We start from the raw sequence: 18338 nt of genomic DNA, 5'->3' as shown, positions 1-18338 counted from the left end.
AAAGCTCTGTCGGCTCTGCGGCAGACAAGACTTATCCTTAGGGATGGTCTGAAGTAGTCATGTATTTCTGGCTGACTTCAGCCCCCCGCCGACTTTGAAAGCGGAGAATCGATCAAAAACGATCAGATCACCCGCTCGTTTCTGCGTTTTTTAGCTGCCGCAAGCACGTCGCAGCAACCGTTTCCCGCATTACAGGCGCACCTCTCCTGCATTCGCCAGTAAATATCGGCGCGCCATCCACAGATTCGACAAGGCGAACAGCGTCACCAACTGTGACGTGTTTTTGGCCAATCCCCGGAAGCGCACCTTGGTGTAGCCAAACTGGCGCTTGATCACGCGGAACGGATGTTCGACCTTGGCTCGTACCTGGGCCTTGGCCTTCTCGATCTTGCGGATCGCTTTGTATAAGGCGCTACGCTTGCCATGCTTCTTGTAGGTACTGCGCCGGGCCGCGACCTGCCAGATGACCTGCCGACCTTCATGCTCGGGGCGCTTCTCTACGCCGGTATAGCCCGCATCGGCACTCACTACGTTTTCCTCGCCATGCAGCAGTTGGTCGACTTGGGTGACATCTGCCACGTTGGCTGCCGTGACCACCACGCTGTGCACCAGACCCGACTCAGCGTCGGCACCAATGTGAGCTTTTGCGCCGAAGTAGTACTGGTTGCCCTTCTTCGTCGAGTGCATTTCCGGGTCGCGCTTGCCGTCCTTGTTCTTCGTCGAGCTCGGCGCATGGATCAGGGTGGCGTCGACAATGGTGCCCTGGCGCAGCGACAGTCCGCGCTCGCCCAGATAGCCGTTGATCACCTCCAGTATTCCCCCGGCCAGTTCGTGCTTCTCCAGCAGGCGACGGAAGTTGAGGAGGGTCGTTTCGTCCGGGATGCGCTCCAGGCTCAGGCCGGCGAACTGGCGCAGGAGAGTGGTTTCGTACAGCGCTTCCTCCATCGCCGGATCGCTGTAGCCGAACCAGTTCTGCATCAGGTGCACGCGCAGCATGGCTGCCAGCGGGTAGGCGGGCCGACCGCCTTCGCCCTTGGGATAGTAGGGCTCGATCAGGGCGATCAGCCCCTGCCACGGCACCACCTGGTCCATCTCGAGCAGGAAGCGCTCGCGGCGGGTCTGCTTGCGCTTGCCGGCATACTCGGCATCGGCGAAGGACAGTTGCTTCATCGGGAAACTCGGACAAGGGAGCGGGTGTATTTCACCAGAATCGGGAAGTCTTTTTCAGGATTTCCTTAGTATTAATCCGGCAATACGAAAGCACAAATAAGGCTCATACTAGTATCGGCATATATCCTTGATTTTCAAGGAGAAACCAAAATACAGAAAGTGCCCTATTGTATTGCCGGATTAATAGTTATGATTCACCACACTAGTTAATGGTGCGCTCCATTGCTCTGGAAACTCTGAAAAAGCCCCATTTTCACGAGATCACATGCCCTGTAAGCCGCATGATTACTGGCTTGTGATTTTCAGAAAAAGTTTTTTCAGACCATCCCTCTAGGATTTAGTGGAAACTCACTGAATATCCTATCCCATGATTCCTTATGATAATTAGGTACGTTATTGTAAGGGGCAAATCTGTCGAGGTAGCGATTAAATATCCTGGGCTCATCCCATTGTAATTCAAAGCGGTCCTTTTCTTGCAGTACTACAATATTAAATTTATGGCTTGGATAACGGTCTAGCATGATGTCTCTGAGTTTTACACATTTAGCTCGTACGTTAGTTGCTCCGGTTAGCTCTCCGGCTTTTATAAAATAGAGTACAAATAGCTCTGACTGGGCAAGCGCCCTGAATCGCTCTTTGAGTAGAGCTAGTTTGTCTTTGTGGCTTTTGTAGATGGTTTCAAAGTCATGTCCTGAAAGTCGACCTTCAATTTCCTTGAAGGGGCTATGATGAGAGATGTTATAACGTTTATCCGTAATCATAACAATCTGATTGTTCTTGTGATAAAGATTGCCTATCTCGAAGTCTTCTTTGAAGTCATTTTCAATGATGTCGATTAATGAGTCGAGTGGTGTGACAAGCCAGTTAAAATAATAGGCTATGTCTTTACCAAGTATTCTTCTGAAATTAAATGCAGCTTCACAGTTTTCGCCAAGAGAAACATAGTGGTCGTACATTTAAGCTCCTTCCTTAGATGTGGTCGCTGAGTTGACAGTATCTAAAGTGCCGGAAAGTAAAACTGCAGAGCCTTCTTTTAGATCTTCGAAGCGCTGAAAAATCTACTTCCCATGTATTCATAGAAAAGGAGACGAAGCTTCCAGAGTATCTCCCTTTAGACATAAAAGGCTTTTTCAGAGTATCCTTTTGGTGAGTTTTCTTTGAGATTCGGCTTTTGGTAGTGCGCTCGGTTGTTGGAAGGTCTTTTAAAATTTCGCCGAGTCAATCTATGCAAGTTGTTCCGGTGGGGGATAGTTTTTAAAGATAAGGGGAATGAGTTGGGGTGGTTTTTTTGATGGGGCAGCAAATAATTGTAGTCTTGTGGATGCACGAATAAGGTATGCCGCCCTAATAGGAAGTTATGTAGGGGGTAATTCGCTAGAATATATCCCATGCGGCTTGACGGAAGTTTAATGCGGCAGCTGTTTCAGTATCCCATTGATTTCGCTTGAACATTAGCTCGAACTCGGTGTCACGCTTGCCTGAGTCTCGCAAGGTGTCTGTTGCTTTCTGTAGCTTGTGGATAAAAAAAGAATCTGGAATGTAATATAGTTTTCTCCCAAGTATATTGCGCATAAAGTCACAATAAACACGGTCAGAGCGATAATGTCGTCCGTATTCGGCATCGAGTGAGCCAAGGTCGTTAATTATATCTCTACGGATATATACTGCAAAGAAAGCCGCATAAGATAGCTCAAGCACTCCACCATCGTGGAAGAGGGGGAGGGTAACGATATTTTGGTGGTGAGCCGAGATGTTTACATCGCAATCTCTTGCTTCGTTAGCATAAGGTACATGAGTCCGTAGCGTTTTTGTCCCGGTTGGCAATATCTGGCGTGGAACGGTCATGCCGGCATCGGGCAGGCTATAGCAGGCACGCTGTAACGCCGCAATAGCGCCGGGTTGGGCGATGGCATCATTATTCAGCAGAAGAATATCCGAGCCAGGGCGCGAGCGTGCAATGCCTTGATTGACTGCGTAAGTAAATCCGTAATTCCGTTTATTTTCGATTAAGATGATGTGTGAGGCTACCGACTCTGCTCTAAGGTATGCCAGCACATTCTCGTCTGAATTGTTGTCGACAATGATAATGTCGAGCATACCCTTCCAGTCACGGGCAGAAAGCGACTTTAAACAATCACGTATATCCTCGAGTGATTGCCAATTTGGGATTACAACCGTTGTATGATGTTCTAAATCTGCTTTGTCGAGAATCTGCAAACGATTGCGGGTGCGGGTTTCAAGCCGGGTCCGAACAATATCCATGTCGGAGAGATGTTTGATCTCGTTAGTCACTGTGTTTTCTGCTTTGTCATAAAAATAGTGACTGAGAATGACGGGGATAGAGTAAAGCTTGCCCTGTTCCGATGCTCTGAGAACAAGGTCGTAATCGACAAAACGTTTTAGGCTTATGTCAAAGCCTTGGATTTTTTCGAGAAGTTTTCGGTCATGAGCAAATGAGTTAAGGTCGATAAAGTTATTGTTTTCTAAAAGCGACCGGTTGAAGTGACCATAGCGAACTGCAAACGGCTCTTTAGAGTGGCCGCGATAAAGAAGTTGGCCTGAGTATACGGCATCTGCATCTGGAAGGTTATTAAAAGCACCGACTGTAGCTGAAAGATAACGCGGGTCCCAAGTATTGTCAGAGTCAAGATAAGCGATAATTTTTCCACGTGCTGCGCTCAAGCCGGCATTTCTCGCTGCTGAATGCCCGGCATTTGATCGCTGTTTTAGTAGCTTGATTCTTCTGTCTGAAAAGCTTTCGGCAACTGCGATGCTTCCATCGGAGCTGCCATCATCAATTATGATCAGTTCAAAATACTTATAGTTTTGCTCAAGTACTGATTTGATAGAATAGGCAAGAATTTTTTCGCGATTATAAACTGGCATTATCACCGAAACAAGCGGTGGTGAAGTAAGGTCAGCAGCTTGCTTGCAAAGGCGGTTGGCAATATTCTCCATCATTGCAAAGCTGCGCTTGTCCTCCTCGGTGAAGGGAGCTTGAATGATTGGCTGAGTCATTGAAGACTCTAAGAAGCTCGCGAAGTCGACATAGTTTCGTTTAGGGCGCTCCCATGAGCATGTTTTTTGTACTATTATGGTTCTAGTTTTATCATCTATCAAGGCTAGTTGATGAGGTTTTCCATCCATGAATAGGGTTGGTACGGTTATAGAGAAGGCATGCTTCCCTGCATTAATATTGTGTTTCTTCAAATCTGCGCGAAAGGTCGCAGCCATGACAGGGATGTCTGTATCTTCGATCCGGATGATTGCCTTACGTGGTGTTTCATCTCCCATATTGGCAAGCCAGCCATGAATTTCTGGTCTATTAGTAATTAACTCCAAAGAGCCTCGAATTTGTGGGTTTTTCGTGAGGCTGGTTTTCGAAACAAGTGTTGATTCAAGTGAGGTGGCTGCAACCTGTGTGATTGTGGTTGTAGGGAGCTTTAGTTTGTCCAGTAATGCAACAATAGATACTCGCTCCTTAGGCAGGCCGGTTGGGAACGCTTTTGTCTCAGTCACAGGCGCATCTATATCAATAACATCATTGAGAACAACCTTTCCCCCAGAAATCACAGGGAGCATACCGAATATACGTTCCACTGCATGAGCAGGTGTTCCATCATCAATATAGGCCGTAGGTTTCAGTTCAATACGGCGCATCTGATCACGGATCGCTGTCAAAATGTCGGTTCTAATCCAGAAACAGGTGCCGCCAATAAAGCCCCAGTCCTTGGATGTATAATCAAAACCGGTAACTAGATTGCCAAACATTTTACGAATGTTTTCGGCATTTTTCCAAAGGTTCGATGGGCCATGTAAGTACAGCTGGCGAGATCCTGCTAATTTAACACTCGGATCGCTTTGGAAAATTTTTATTGTTCGCAAAACCTGCGCTTGGCTTCCCAATACTCCACGTAAAAGAGCTAGGCGCCACTCAAGAGGTTTCTTATTTCCTTTTTTGGAGTGGATTTTACATATGAATCCATATCTGGACAAATTAACTTTGTCCATTAGAGAAAACAGAGCGCCTATGTCTTGGCCTACATTGGGAACTGCCACTGCGGTAGCCTTAGGAAATGCAGACTTGATTGCCGTACGCTTGTCATCAGGAAAATCTTCAGGAAATGTGACGTATTGGTCAGCATCTTTGGGGAAGTTGGCAACATGATAAACGAGGTCATCAAGTACATCCAAGTGGAAGGCATGAATAACCAGCGCAAATTGTGGCTTTTCCTCTGAGGCTTTTTCAAGTGAATTCCCCTGGCGTTTGGATGCGAGGCTCATACTAAAACGAATGTGACTTTCTAGATGTGGATGCTCATCAAGCGCCAGAGTATATAGTTCAATTGCCTCCTTGAGCTTGCCTGCCCGCAGAGCTAAATTTGCTTGATTAAAAGTTGTGAGTATATTTTTCTCGGTCATATTCAATGAGGATTTCTTGATTGAGGAGGTCATTAACTATATATTTTGCTTAAATTCGAGGCTTAGCGGAGGAGGCGTGCCAATAGCTCTGCATTGTTGGATTACCCGAGCCTGTGTTAACAGCTTCGTATCGCTTCTGGGCCCACCAAGCACGACAGACTGATTGAGGTGCGACAATGCACGTTGCTCTTGCCCCATCAGGATGGCAGCGCAACCGAGCGAGTTATGTACACCTGAAATCAGCACTTGGCTGATCAGCTGTTTGCTGCATCCCCAGTCCCGTGCTAGCTGGAAGAAAAGGTGGGCTTCTTCGCGGGCGCCGATTTGCATATGCCCCGCAGCAGCCAGCAGGGCCAGTTTGGCCCTATCCGGATGATGCTCCAAGCTGCTTTGCTCGATTGCAGCTAGGCTCTGCCAGTCGCCGAACTGCCATTGGGTACGAGCACGTTCTAGTAGGTTTTCGTCATAGGGGACGACCGTCCCGATATGCTCTTCCGAGAGAGCCATGACCTTTTCATCGCTCGAAGCGGACTGATCGGTCAGGGGGGGGGTATTGGATTTTTGTTTGCGTGGACTGGCGCCGACCAGGCGGCGCAGCCAGTTCATAATGTTGTGTAGCATGCTCTTAGCCCCGGTTCGCGCAGCAACAGGTCTTTGATCAGTTCGATCTGGGCCTCGCCCTTGACTAGTTCGTCCTGCATCAGTTGCAAGCAGGTCAGGCTTTTCTGGAGGTCGGCTTCGAGCTGGTGGACACGTTCATCACGTTCGGCAATAAGCTGGGTCTGGCTGTCGCGGGCTCTGGTGAGGACCGCTTTCTCCTGGACCAGGGCATCGCGGGCTGCGAGTAGCTCGGCTTTTTCCTTGGCGAGGGCTTCGAGCTGAGCTTGACGTTCGGCGGCCAACCGGGTCTGCTGGTCGCGCTCGCCGACCATCTTGTCGCGGGTTGCCGTCAGATCGGTGCTTTCCTGGGTCAGTGCCTCGATCCGGGCCTGGCGCTCGCTGGTCAGTTTGGCCTGTTCGTCACGGGCTCTGGTGAGGGCCGCTTTCTCCTGGAGCAGGGCATCGCGGGCTGCGAGTAGCTCGGCTTTTTCCTTGGCGAGGGCTTCGAGCTGAGCCTGACGTTCGGCGGCCAGCCGAGTCTGCTGGTCACGTTCGCCAACCATCTTGTCGTGGGTTGCCGTCAGAGCGGTGCTTTCCTGGGTCAGTGCCTCAATGCGGGCCTGGCGCTCGTTGGCCAGTTTAGCCTGTTCGTCGCGGGCTTTGGTGAGGGCCGCTTTCTCCTGGAGCAGGGCATCGCGGGCTGCGAGTAGCTCGGCTTTTTCCTTGGTAAAGGCTTCGAGCTGGGCTTGATGTTCGGCGGCGAGCCGGATCTGCTCCTGACGCAGAGCGTCACATTCGATGAACAGGTCTGACCTTCTCGTCTCCAAGCTGTCGCAGGTAGCTTGGAGGCGGGCGATTTCTCGTTCGTGCAAGGTGCTGTCGTCGCGCAGGAAAATGGCTTGGCCGATCCGGGGATGGTTTTCCTCGATGCAGTGGATACGACGGAAATGTCGGTCGGCGAGGTAACGCTCGGCTTCCTCCAGGGTGGAGCCGGGTTCGCCGTCTTCCAAAGGTTCGAGCAGGACCCGTAGCCAGAGCACCTTGCAGTGTTCGAGCAGTGGGCCGGCGCCTTGGAGGATGCGCAGCGCCGGCAGGCAGTTCACGACTAGCCAGATGTCGCTGGCCTCGACGAGTTCGGCCTGCTCGGGGTCGGCGAGCACGTCCTGAAGGGTCTGTGTAGTGCAGGTCCACTCGTCTGTGGCGCGCAGGTTGGGCCAGAGTTCGGCAAGTTTTTGCGGTGGGACGAGGCCATCTTCGCCGGGGTTGCTGGCGCAGAAGAAGCGGGCCTGTCGTTTGCTGTCGGCAAGTACTGCGTGGCGCATCTGCCAGGCGCTTGTCGTAGCAATCTTCTGCCGGGTGTTGGCCAGGGCTTCTGGATGGGCATCGACCAGCAGGACGTGTTCCGGCCGGACGCCCGGCCACTCGAGCAGGTGGCGATGGCTACGGCTGGCGCCGACAATGATTGCCGCTCGGGGTGGGAACAGCCCTTGCAAAAGGCGGGTGGTCTGCGCAGGGGTGGGCATTGGTCGGATTTCAGTGGGGTGTGCGGTATCCATCATCATGCTCCTTGCAGTTGGCGAGCGGCGGCAATGGCACTGTTGGCTAGGATTTCCCTGAGTGAGTTGGCTAGGGCTTGCCAATCCTGCCAAGGCCTGATGGCGCAGGAGTGGATGTGTTGTAGTTCTTCGATCTGGAGTGGAAGGCCACCAATCAGGGCACCGATCAGTTGGCGGTCATTCTGGGCAAGGGTGTTCCAGACGAAGGTATCCATGACGTCCGGCTGGGTGAAGCGCAATTCCAAGCGAGGACCACGCTCATCGTGGCTTTCAGCAAACCAATTATCCAAGGCACTGCGGGTACTTTCGGGGAATTCCAGGCGGATATTCTGACCAAAGGGTTTCTTTGCCGTGTGGATGGTGGCGAGGCTGTAGTCAAGCTCGGGCCACTGATGGTCGCCAAAATGCAGATTGCGCAGTTTGAGGCTCAAGCCGTAAGCATTGCCAGGCAACGCCTCCTCTTGGCTCTGGATGCTGTCATAGCGCAGTACTTTGGGCCACTTGGCTAGAATCTGTTCAAAGACGAGCAGGCCATTGCGCAGGGCGGTGGTATCGAGCCGTTTTGGCAGGCGGCTGTCAGCGGGCTTTACTAGGAGGCTGGCCAGGTGTTTGACGAGTATCTTCAGGCTATTCCAGTCGGTCGGACCCAGTCCGCTCAAGGCGGCGTTGCTGCCTTGGATGGCCGGACCTTTGCTGGGGATGAAAGGCAGTTCTTCGCTGCTGGCGAAGGCTCCGGGCCAGCGCAGCAGCGGTGCTGGTGAGGAGATACCCGCTGTGCGTTGGATGATGATATTGGCCAAGCCGTTGACCAGGATAGTCTTGAAGTGGATCTCGGGTATCAGGCGTTTGCCTAGGTAGACATCGGTCAGGCGCCACTGGACGGCCTGTTGCGGGTCGTTGCTGTCCAGCAGGCTGGCTTCAAGGCTGTCGAACCAGTAGTTGGGGTAGCGTGCCTGTATTTTCTCCAGACGCCTGTGCTGTTCGTCCAGTTGCGTCTGGATGGCTTGGGATTGCAGGAGGTATTGCTCGAGTTCTTCCTGGGTCTGGTGGACTTGGACCAGCAGCAGTTCGTTTTCGCTTTCCGCTTCTTCGAGTTGGGTCTGGCGCTCGCTGGCCAGTTTGGCCTGCTCGTCGTGGGCGGCTGCGATGGCGGTTTTTTCCTGGGTCAGAGCATGGCGCTTGGCGAGGAGGTCGGCCTTTTCCTTGGCGAGTGCGTCGAGTTGGGTCTTGCGCTCGCTGGCCAGTTTGGCCTGCTCGTCACGGGCGGTGGCAATGGCGGTTTTTTCCTGGGTCAAGGCATCGCGCTTGGCAATGAGGTCGGCCTTTTCCCTAATGAGGACATCAAGCTGGTTCTGTAGCGCGTTTTTTTCCGCCTTCAGGTTTTCCAACTGGCGGGTCTTGCCCTGGTCTTCCAGAACCAGCCGCTCGAAGTCTTCCTGGGTCTGGTGTAGATGGGCAAGCAGGAGCTGGTTTTCCTCTTCGCTGCTTTCCAAGTTGCCGCGGGTATCGGATAGGTCTTGCTGGGACTGTTGGAGTTGTGCTTGGCTGGCCTTCAAGGTCTGGCGCAGGGTATCGAGCTGGTTCTGCAGTGCGGCTTTTTCCGTACTCAGGCTGGCGACTTGCTGGGTTTTGCGTTGGTCTTCAAGAGCCAGTTTTTCCAGATCGCTCAGAGTCCGGTGCAACTGGTCGAGCAGGAGCTGGTTTTTCTGTTCACTGCTTTCCAGGCTGTCGCAGGTCGCGGAGAGTTCCTGTTGGTATTGCTTGGCCTGAGCCAGGGTCTGGGCAAGGCAGATCTTTTGCTCGTGCAGTAATCGTTCGGCTTCGGCGAGCTGCGTCTGGCTGGCCTCCAGGGCTTGGTGCAGGGAGGCGTTTTTCGCTTGCCCACTGAGGAGCAGGCAGCGTGTTTCGAGGTAGTCGACGACTGCATCATTCAATGCAGGGAGGGCTGCCGATGTTGGTTCATCGTCGATCAGCAGCAGGCTGGCTTGGACTTCGTTGTGCAGGGCCAGTGCTTGAGGCTGGTTCTGCAGGAAGGTGTCGACTAGATAATAGGCCAGCGGATCTTCGGCTTGCCGGAGAGGCTTGATGTCTGACGTTTCCAGCGGTAGGTGCCAGCGTTGGGCGAGAACTTCGAGGCAGGCGCCGGTTTGGCCGAGTGTGTCGCAGCTGTCGAGCAGGACGCTGCGCGCCGGGTGGCGCAGGTGAAAGCGCAGGATCAGTTGGGTACGCGTATACCAGTCGTCGAGGGTGTCCTGTAGGGTTTCTAGGGTGGCTTCTCCATGCTTGATTGCACCCAGCAGGGCTTGATGGGGGGAAGTGTGTAGGAGCAGGAAGAAGGTGTTTGGGTCGAAGTCGAGCCAGAAGTCGAGGACATGGACGCTGTCGGCCTCGGCCCAGTACCAGAGCGGCTGGGTATAGTTGGCCAGAAAAATGTCGCCGGCCAACTGTTCCCAGACCCGGCCGAGGGGCGGGGGAGCCGCAAGGTCGGCTTCGCGGGCCGCCTGGATGGCGAGTATCTTACGGTGCCAGGCGGCGATAGAAATTTCCGCGTCGCGGATGGAGGGGCGCGCAGCGGCGGCGCCCGCCTTACCGAGATTGGCGGCAAAAGCATCTAGGTTGCGTTGGACGCTGCCGGTAATGCAGAGGCTTTTCATGGGCTGTCTGTTGGTGAGTGCGGTTGATGAACCCGGCAGCGGCCGGGATCGGTTTTCTCTGTCGGGGCCTAGCTTGGTGCTGTGTGCTTCCGGAGTATGGCGGCGCTGTTTCTGCGGGCAAGGGATGAGCGATTTAGCCCCTTGCTCCGAGTCCTTGTCTTACGCCGTGACGCAAGCGATGGCCCAGAGATCGAAGGCGTTGCCGGGACGGACCCGTACCTCGGCGAAGCCGGCTTCGACAAGCTTTCTGCCCAAGCTGTCGGCGGTGAAGCCGGTACGGTGGGCCATGTAGTGATTGCCTTGCTGCTGCGAAGCCTGGTGGCCGAACAGCATGTCCAGCGGTGTGATCGGGCCGGCGGGAGAGACGTAGATGACCTGGTCGGCCTTGTCGTCGATGATCAGTTGAGCGATTTGCCTCAGGTCGGGCAGGGTGATCAGGGCGAAGCCGCCGGGTTTGAGCACGCGACGGATTTCGGCGAGGGCTTGCTGAACCTGGAAGCCTTCCAGGTGTTCCAAGTTGTGCGATGACCACACGGCGTCCATGCTGGTGTCTTCCACGACGGACATATCGATAAGGCTGGCGACAATGTCGGGCTTGTGGCCGGGGTTGATGTCCAGCCGGATTTCCTTCCAGTCCGGAGTCTTGAAGCAGTCGGGCAGGCGCTCGGGGCCGGCGGTGCCGCAACCGACGTGCAACAGGGTCTTGGCGCCCGGTTGGCGCAGACTGGGAATGAAACTGGCGAGATCGTCGTGGGTAATTTTCATGGGTTTTTCTGTGCGTTGAGAATAGGGTTGCTTCGCATGGTTAGTGGCGCCTTGGCATCATTCGGCGGTTTCTTGCCTGCGGCATGCAGACGGGGCGCTCAGGGTGCGTTCCGTGGGCGAAAGAGCGCATCGTCGTGAAAGCCTGTGTCCTGTGATGAGGCCATGTCGCTTGCCTTTCCAGAGTCTCCAGTGTTTCCTCGTTTTTCTTTCTTGTCCTGCTTGCTCAAGGCACGCTACCGCCCCAGGATTTTCTTCGTGCTTTCCTGAGGACGGGATTTTCGTGTTGTGTAATCCCCTTACGCCGGGCGTTTGCGTGCAATGGCCGGGCGTAGGGGGATTGCGAGGCCGCCATAGGGGCCAGTCAGGTAGTCGGCGCTGAGGCCGGGGTGGTAGCAGGCGTCGCCCGGTTCCAGGCAACTGCTCCAGCGCTCGATGAAGTTTCTTTGTTCCCGCATGGTCCGGGCCTGTTCGGAGGGGATGTCCTCCTGGCCGCGGCTGGCGGACTCCGCGTGGGTCAGGATGGCGAACGGGGTCCAGACCAGGCGCTTGCCGGTCTGTCCCAGGCGCAGGCAGAAGTCCACGTCGTTGAAGGCGACGGGAAAGCGGTCCTCGTCCAATCCGCCCAGGTACTGGTAGTCGGCCTTGCGCACCAGTAGGCAGGCGGCAGTGACGGCGCTCTGCTCGCGGGCCAGCCGATTGAAGCCGAGGTAGCCTGGATCGTCCTTGTTCAGGTGGTTGCCGGCGTGCGCTGCCAGCCCGTTAATGCCGACTACCACGCCGCCATGCTGGACCATGCCATTGGGCCAAAGCAGTTTGGCGCCCACCGCGCCGATGCCCGGGCGCAGCAGCTGGCCGAGCATTTCCTTCAGCCAGCCGGGTTCGAGCACTTCGATGTCGTTGTTGACCAGGCCGACGATGCTGCCCCGGGCCTGTTCGATCGCCCAGTTGTTGATGGTCGAGTAGTTGAACGGGTACGGATAGCGCAGTACGCGCACGCCTCGGCGGGCGATGTCGTCGAGATAGGCGAGGGTGGCCGGATCGCGGGAGTCGTTGTCGACGACGATGATTTCGAGCGCCGGGTAATCAGTGGCGGTGAGCAGCCCTTCGATGCACGGACGCAGCAGTGCGAGCTGGTCGCGGGTCGGCACGATCAGGCTGATGTCCGGCAACTGGGCGGGCAGGGGCCAGCGCACACGGTTGAGGGCGGGAAGGCCTTCGACGAGCTCCAGACTAGCGCCGGGCATGCGCTGTTGTGCCAGCCATTGCACGGCGGCCTGGCGGCGGGCATCCGGCAAGGCTTGGTACGGGCTGGTGGGCGCGGAGGCGCGGCGGTGATAGAGCACCTGGGGAATATGTGCAACCGCCCCGGCCCGGATGGCCACGACACTGGCGAGCAGTCGATGCCAGTCCGGCGACGTGGCGAGCCCCGCTTGCTGCAGGTAGGCGATCGCCTTCAGCAGGGTGTCGCTGGCGAAGGCGCTGCCGGGGCTGACGATGTCCATGCCGTAGAACAGGGTTTCGTCCCAGGCGGGCTTGAGCCAGGGATTGCGGTGCGCGCTGTCGGCGCTGTCCTGGTCGCAGTCGGCATAGGCCCAGGCGGCACCGGATTCGGCGAGGCCGGCGAGCAGGGTGTCGAGTGCCTGGGGCGCGAGCCGGTCGCCGCGCCAGAGCGGCACGACGAGACGGGCGCCAGGGGCGTGCCGCGCCACGGCGTCGAGCAGGTCCGCTTCGGTGGGCGCGATCGTCTGGATCTGCTCGGCGGGCAGGCGCTGTTCCTGCAGGCTGGCGCGGCTGGTCGCTTCGGCTTGCGTGTCCTCTTCGCCGAGCAGTACGACCAGCACCTTGCCGGGGGTGTCCTTGAACGGCTGCGGCTGCTGGAACAGGGCGTGCCACTGGGGGTAGTGAGCAAAGCCGACACTGGCGGGGAAAAGCTGCTCCTGGATTGTGCTCAGGCGGGTCAGGAGCGGCAGGGCATCGTCGGTCGGCCGGTCGCACTGGGGCCAGTGACGTTGCAGCAGGGCCGACAGTCCCTCGGGATGCAGGCAAAGGCGGATCGGACTGCCATCCAGGGGCACGCCCTTGTCGGTTTCGATGTGCAGCTCGTGCGGCTTGCCATCGGCCAACTCCCAGGGCAGGTCCAGGTCGAAGCCATGGTCGCTGGTCGGACGGTTGGCCAGGGCCGCATGAAGCCGGTCGGCCATGCCGGTGAGCAGGAGCCGCTCGCCTTCGCGTATCTGAAGCGCGACGTGGCGGGCCGGGTCCTCGGGATCCCAGGCCCAGCCCTTGAGCTTGAGTCCGCCCCGGTACTGGACCTGGGTGGCAATGGGGTCTGGCTGCCCGGGGCGGGCTGGCGCCGGCAGGCTGATGCTGCCCTCCAGCCAGGGCCCGTGGTTGGCGATGCGCGCGGCGATATGGCGGGCATTGGCCAGCCAGCTCGGGCGCAGTTGCACGGCGAAACCGTGGAAGCCGTCGCCGGGGGCATCCGCCGGTTGCTGCCGGTCGGCACGCACGAGCGCGACAAACGCGTGGTCGAGATAGATCTCCACCGCCAGACGCAGGTCCGGGTTGCCGGGGTCCATTGCCCAGCCCTGCAGGACATCGCCGTGCAGGCCGGTAATAGCACCAAGATATTGCTTCATGGATCAGGTCTGAATTTCTTCTGGCAGGTAGGGACGGAGTTCGTGCAAGCCGAAGGCGCCGAACCGGTCGAGTCCGGCGGTTTCGGGGGCGAACAGCGGCAGCCGATGGCGTTGCGCGATCTGCAGAGGATGGGGGAGTTGCGTTGCGCCCGGCGAGCTGGCATCCAGGCTCAGGGCGAGCGTGGTGCCGCACAGTTCCAGGGTCTGCCGGGCGTCCAGGCCTTCGACGTGGGGTAGGCGGCTGACGCAGTCGGTAGCCAGCAGTTGCACTTCCCAGGGCGTGTCGTCGGCCAGCAGCAGGGTGATCGCCGGTTGCTGACGGGCCAGGTGCCGCGCGAGCCGCAGCCAGCGTTCGCCGATTCCCGGCTGTTCGAGTCGATCGGCGATCAGCCAGCAGCGGCCGGGCAGGAGTGGGCGAGCGGTGGCCAATGGAGAGAGCGCAGGCGAAGGTGTTTCGGCCGGACGTTCCTGGGGGGCGAGCAGCTGTTGCAGGGCTTCCCGCGCCGGACGCAGCGGATCACGGGCGACGAAAGCGTCGAAGCGGCGCTCGGCGTCGGGGTAGCGGCGCCGCAGGATGCTGTTGTTCTGGTATACGCGCAGGGCCTTTTCCGGGCCGAAGGAGTGACCGCCCGCATGGGCGACGAACAGGTTGGTGGCTCCCAGGTGGCGCCAGCCCTGGCGGCGGGCGCGCAGGCACCAATCGGTTTCCTCGCCGTAGCCGCGCTGCAGGGCCTCTTCGTCCAGATAACCGACCGCATCGAGCGCTCGGCGCTTGATGTAGAAGCAGAAGCCGCAACCCACTTCCAGCTCGACAGGGGTGAGGCCGCTCTGGCGGGCCGCCCGGTCCAGACGGGCGTGGGCTTGCGGGCTCGGCATGGGGTTGGCGATGCGGCTTTTGGGAAAGCTCATCAACTCGCCGTTGTTGGTGAAGGGGGTGACCGAGGCGATGTCCCCGGCCTGGTAGGCGGCGGCTCGCAGGCGGTCCAGCCAGTCACCGTGCACGCGGGTGTCGGCATTGAGCCAGACCACGTCGCGCTCGGGATGCAGGGCCATGCCGCGGTTCATGTTGCGGATGAAGCCGAGGTTGACCGGACGGCGGACCAGTTGGATCCGTCCCTGGCGGGCCAGTTGCTCGATGGCCTGGACCAGTCGTGGCTCTGGGCTGGCGTCGTCGAGCACGATGATCTGGTGCGGCGTGCGATTGTCGCGCCTGTGGCGCAGCAGGCTGTCGAGGCACTCCAGGGTAGCTTCGGTACCCTTGAATACCGGGACGAGGACGTCCACCGGCTGCGTGGCCGGATCCTTCGGGCTCGGAGCGGGCGGGCTGAAGGGCGGCTCGATGGCAAGCGGGCTGCCGATGAGCTCGCTGCCGTCATGGAAGCTTGCCCGCAGCACCCTCGGCGCCTGAGGCAGGCGGACCAGGATGGCGCCGTGGGTATCGGGGAAACCGGCCTGGGCGAGCAGGGGGCTCGGATTGTCCGCCACGCATTCGAGGCGAAACTCATTGCTTGCCATCTGGAGGCGGGGTGGGCGTTCCGGGTTCTTCGGATCGATGGCCCAGCCGGTGACGATGCCGCGGGCGGCATCATGCTGGATCACGCCGACCGGTCGTGCAGTCTTCGGGTCTGCGGCGAGGATCTCCAGCACCTGCCGGAGCTCGGCCGGATCGCGGATGTCGGCCAGTTGCGCATGGATCTGCGCGGCGACCTCCGCATGCAGGTGGTTTGCTCGGCAAGTGCTCCAGTACAAGCGACGCAGGGTGGGATCGGCGGGAAAACGCTGCAGGGCTGTGCGGAGGAGCGCTTCGGTCGGTTCGGGGCGCTGGGAGCAGCGGACGAGCAGGGTCCTGAGGTCGGCCCGGCCAGGCAAGCGCTCGCACGCCCTGGCCAGGTGCAGGAAGGCATCGGCCGGTCGGCCTTCACGCAGGGCAACGACGCCCAGCCAGACCAGCGCCTCGCTGCGGTGGGCCGATGTCTGCATTGCCAGAGCCAATGCAGCCTGGGTTGCGTCCGCATCCCCCGTCTTGAAATGGCTGTGAATGTGCGAAGACAGTGAAGGCGGCATGGCTTGGAATGTCATCGTACTGTGAAGAGGGCCGGTATTTCTCGAAGGATCACGCGATGGGCGAAATCCTTCGAGAAATACCCCGGCCTTGCGGCCGGAGTATTTGCTGGCTAGTGAATGAAAACCGACTTAGATCTGATCACCCGAGATGATCAGGACGTTGTCGATGGTTTCAGCCGCTTCCGGAGAGCCAACGATGCTGATGGCCACATCTGCACGGCTTGCACCGCCTTCAAGCTGCTCGACCCAGAAGTCCTTGCCTGCCTCATCGGCTTCACGGTTCAGGGCATTTTCATAGAGCAGTTCGACGAAGGCCGAGTCGTCCAGCTCGCCATTGGCCTGGAGCTCTTCCGAGTTCAGGAAGCTGTTGGCGATGTCGGTCAGCGATACGGCACCCGATTCGAGCTGGTCGAGCCAGTATTCGGCGCCGCCGATGTCAGCGTCGCGATCGAAGAAGCCTTCGTACAGACGCATTGCAACAGCATCTGTCTCGTTGTCGACGAGGACGATGTTGTCGGTGCCGGCCGGGGTCTCGAAGCTGAGGATCTCGGTGTTGCTGATGGTGGCCGAGTTGGTGGGGCTCAGCTTGTTGTGTACCAGCAGTTGGCCGTTGTCGAGGTCGAAGAGGTTGAAGTTGTCGACGCTGCCATTGAACTTCACGACGTCGAAGCCATTGCCGGCGTTGATAGTGTCGTGGCCGAGGCCGGACACGATGGTGTCGTTGCCAGCACCGGTCGAGACGGAGTCGTTGCCGAGACCGCCGACGACCGAGTCGTTACCGCCCGAGGTGATGATGGTGTCGTTGCCGGCACCGCCGACCACCGTGGTGTTCTTGTCGCCGGAGACGGTAATGAGGTCATTGCCAGCGCCGGAAATGATGGTCCGCTCAACGGTGTTGAAGGCCAGCGCCAGATCCGCCACGCTGTTGAAGGCGTAGAGGCTGGCGGTCTGCAGGATCCCGGTCGGGATAACGACCCCCTGCTGTTGGCCCTGTACGCCGGCGATGTTGGCGAATACCACGTTGGGAGCGTTGGCGCCCTCGCCCTCGACTTCGAGGGTGTTGCCGTTCAGAACACCCTGGGCCACGTTGAAGGTATTAATCCCGTCCGGCAGGGACGGGATGATGTCCCCGATGATTTCGATAAGGTCGCTGGGAAGGATGTTTTCCAGCAGATCCTGAAGCCCTTCGGGCGGAAGGGGGAACGGCTGCTCGTAGTTAAAAGACATTGAACTGCTCTCCTTTTAAACCGTTATTTACGGTTTCGGAAAAATCGATTGAACCGTTACTTAGCTGTTACGGAAAATTTGCGTAGTTGCGGTATCGCTCCAAGGGGAAGCAGGAGGAGAGACCTGGGCAGCCTTGGGAGTGATGACAAGTCGCAGTGCGACCAGTTGTTCCGTTCCATTCGGACCGGACAATTCTTTGTCGAGGATGATGTCGAGCGGAGGCTGCCCTCCGAAGACCACCTGTCCTGATAATTCGTAATGCGCCGCGTGTTGTCCGGTAAGCGCAAAGGCCACGGACGTGATGGGCTTCGCCTGGCGCCGGGTGCCGACGAACTGGCCGGCAAGGGCGACCTGGGGCTCGCTGTCCTTGGCGGAGCGGCAGAGGTAGGCGAGGTTCACGTCCTGGGGCTGGTCCTGCCAGTCGATGGTGAAGCCTTCGAGTCGCAGTGGAGTGCCCGGTGTGCCGAGCCAACCGTCCTCGACGACGACATCGCCACGGGTTTCGATATGCCCGTGCAATTTGAGCCTGGCCGCTTGGGTTGGGGGGGCTGACGACGGTTCGATGGCTTTCGGTCCGGAGGGCGCTGTGCTGATTTGATCGATCCGAAGCTGGATGGCGGCGCTTTCGCCTTTAGGGTGGTACTCGGTGACGAGTACGCTGGCTTGTGCTCCCTTGATGCGCACGACCACGCAGTCGCCCGGTGTCGTAAGCGTGTTGCGGACGACTCCGCTGGCAGGGAAGAAGTCGACCACGCCCTTGCCGATGGGGGCCTGATGCAAGCTGAGGCTACTGTTTCTGGGGGCGGCGAGTGTGTCGGAGACGTAGCGAAAGATGTACATGCCGACGTCTAATACAACGATGCGAGACGATACTTTCAAGGAGAGGTTATTCATGCTGGTCGCTGGCGTTCTTCAATTCCGTTAAGAAGCTGACGGCCACGGATTGCAGTGCTGGAGAAGCAGCGCTTCCGTGCTGAAAGCCATTCCCTTCCATGGAGCTTAGCCAATGCTATCTTGGTGGCGTTGTAAACGTCTAGTACTATTTATCTTTTAATTATTGCATAGAAATGATGGCCTTTTGAAGGCGTTGGTCGCATTTGCACGTTCGTGCCGCAAATGCTGCCTTTCTTGTGGGATACCCCGGTGTTCGCTGCACGAGCGCAGCATGATTCGATCCGGCTCGTTTTGCATATACTCGAAGTGGTCGCCAGGCGATGAGCGGGGCGTCGGCGAGTGATGAT

11 protein-coding genes are annotated in these 18338 nt (G+C 57.7%); all 11 read right to left on the bottom strand.

All coding sequences use genetic code 11. The annotated features are described in order from the left end of the window. Window positions 1–189: 189 nt before the first annotated feature. Window positions 190–1170 (bottom strand): IS5 family transposase, encoded by a 981-nt coding sequence (locus GCU53_RS05545; protein ID WP_152385958.1) that lies wholly within the window; start codon window positions 1168–1170, stop codon window positions 190–192. 317 nt (window positions 1171–1487) lie between these two features. Next, window positions 1488–2126, bottom strand: a complete 639-nt coding sequence (locus GCU53_RS05540; protein ID WP_152386729.1) for a DUF1796 family putative cysteine peptidase — start codon at window positions 2124–2126, stop codon at window positions 1488–1490. A 418-nt stretch (window positions 2127–2544) separates the two neighbouring features. Further along, window positions 2545–5592, bottom strand: coding sequence for a glycosyltransferase (locus GCU53_RS05535; RefSeq protein ID WP_152389798.1), 3048 nt, complete (start codon window positions 5590–5592; stop codon window positions 2545–2547). Window positions 5593–5628: 36 nt separating this feature from the next. After that, a complete protein-coding gene (locus GCU53_RS05530) occupies window positions 5629–6213 on the bottom strand; it encodes a hypothetical protein (RefSeq protein WP_152386728.1) in 585 nt (194 codons plus the stop codon). Then, window positions 6195–7748 (bottom strand): coiled-coil domain-containing protein, encoded by a 1554-nt coding sequence (locus GCU53_RS05525; protein ID WP_152386727.1) that lies wholly within the window; start codon window positions 7746–7748, stop codon window positions 6195–6197. Before GCU53_RS05525 ends, GCU53_RS05530 begins: the two co-directional genes overlap by 19 nt. A 2-nt stretch (window positions 7749–7750) precedes the next feature. After that, window positions 7751–10402, bottom strand: coding sequence for a coiled-coil domain-containing protein (locus GCU53_RS05520; protein WP_152386726.1), 2652 nt, complete (start codon window positions 10400–10402; stop codon window positions 7751–7753). 159 nt (window positions 10403–10561) lie between these two features. Further along, window positions 10562–11167 (bottom strand): class I SAM-dependent methyltransferase, encoded by a 606-nt coding sequence (locus tag GCU53_RS05515; RefSeq protein WP_152386725.1) that lies wholly within the window; start codon window positions 11165–11167, stop codon window positions 10562–10564. Between the two features lie 296 nt (window positions 11168–11463). Further along, window positions 11464–13806 (bottom strand): glycosyltransferase family 2 protein, encoded by a 2343-nt coding sequence (locus GCU53_RS05510; RefSeq protein WP_152386724.1) that lies wholly within the window; start codon window positions 13804–13806, stop codon window positions 11464–11466. A 3-nt stretch (window positions 13807–13809) separates the two neighbouring features. Next, on the bottom strand, window positions 13810–15786 hold the full coding sequence (locus GCU53_RS05505) for a glycosyltransferase family 2 protein (RefSeq protein WP_152386723.1): 1977 nt from the start codon (window positions 15784–15786) through the stop codon (window positions 13810–13812). A gap of 213 nt (window positions 15787–15999) precedes the next feature. Beyond that, entirely contained in the window at window positions 16000–17097 is a 1098-nt protein-coding gene (locus tag GCU53_RS05500) for a DUF4214 domain-containing protein (RefSeq protein ID WP_152386722.1), read from the bottom strand. A gap of 60 nt (window positions 17098–17157) precedes the next feature. Beyond that, complete coding sequence (locus GCU53_RS05495; RefSeq protein WP_152386721.1) at window positions 17158–17991, bottom strand: hypothetical protein; 834 nt, start codon at window positions 17989–17991, stop codon at window positions 17158–17160. Window positions 17992–18338 lie beyond the last annotated feature (347 nt).

The organism is Azotobacter salinestris, assembly GCF_009363155.1.
GTDB lineage: Bacteria > Pseudomonadota > Gammaproteobacteria > Pseudomonadales > Pseudomonadaceae > Azotobacter > Azotobacter salinestris.
This window is presented reverse-complemented; position numbering and strand designations above follow the sequence as displayed.

Coding starts and splice junctions, on each gene's coding strand:
- GCU53_RS05545 (WP_152385958.1), bottom strand. CDS start 1,170: ATGAAGCAACTGTCCTTCGCCGATGCCGAGTATGCCGGCAAGCGCAAG.
- GCU53_RS05540 (WP_152386729.1), bottom strand. CDS start 2,126: ATGTACGACCACTATGTTTCTCTTGGCGAAAACTGTGAAGCTGCATTT.
- GCU53_RS05535 (WP_152389798.1), bottom strand. CDS start 5,592: ATGACCGAGAAAAATATACTCACAACTTTTAATCAAGCAAATTTAGCT.
- GCU53_RS05530 (WP_152386728.1), bottom strand. CDS start 6,213: ATGCTACACAACATTATGAACTGGCTGCGCCGCCTGGTCGGCGCCAGT.
- GCU53_RS05525 (WP_152386727.1), bottom strand. CDS start 7,748: ATGGATACCGCACACCCCACTGAAATCCGACCAATGCCCACCCCTGCG.
- GCU53_RS05520 (WP_152386726.1), bottom strand. CDS start 10,402: ATGAAAAGCCTCTGCATTACCGGCAGCGTCCAACGCAACCTAGATGCT.
- GCU53_RS05515 (WP_152386725.1), bottom strand. CDS start 11,167: ATGAAAATTACCCACGACGATCTCGCCAGTTTCATTCCCAGTCTGCGC.
- GCU53_RS05510 (WP_152386724.1), bottom strand. CDS start 13,806: ATGAAGCAATATCTTGGTGCTATTACCGGCCTGCACGGCGATGTCCTG.
- GCU53_RS05505 (WP_152386723.1), bottom strand. CDS start 15,786: ATGCAGACATCGGCCCACCGCAGCGAGGCGCTGGTCTGGCTGGGCGTC.
- GCU53_RS05500 (WP_152386722.1), bottom strand. CDS start 17,097: ATGTCTTTTAACTACGAGCAGCCGTTCCCCCTTCCGCCCGAAGGGCTT.
- GCU53_RS05495 (WP_152386721.1), bottom strand. CDS start 17,991: ATGAATAACCTCTCCTTGAAAGTATCGTCTCGCATCGTTGTATTAGAC.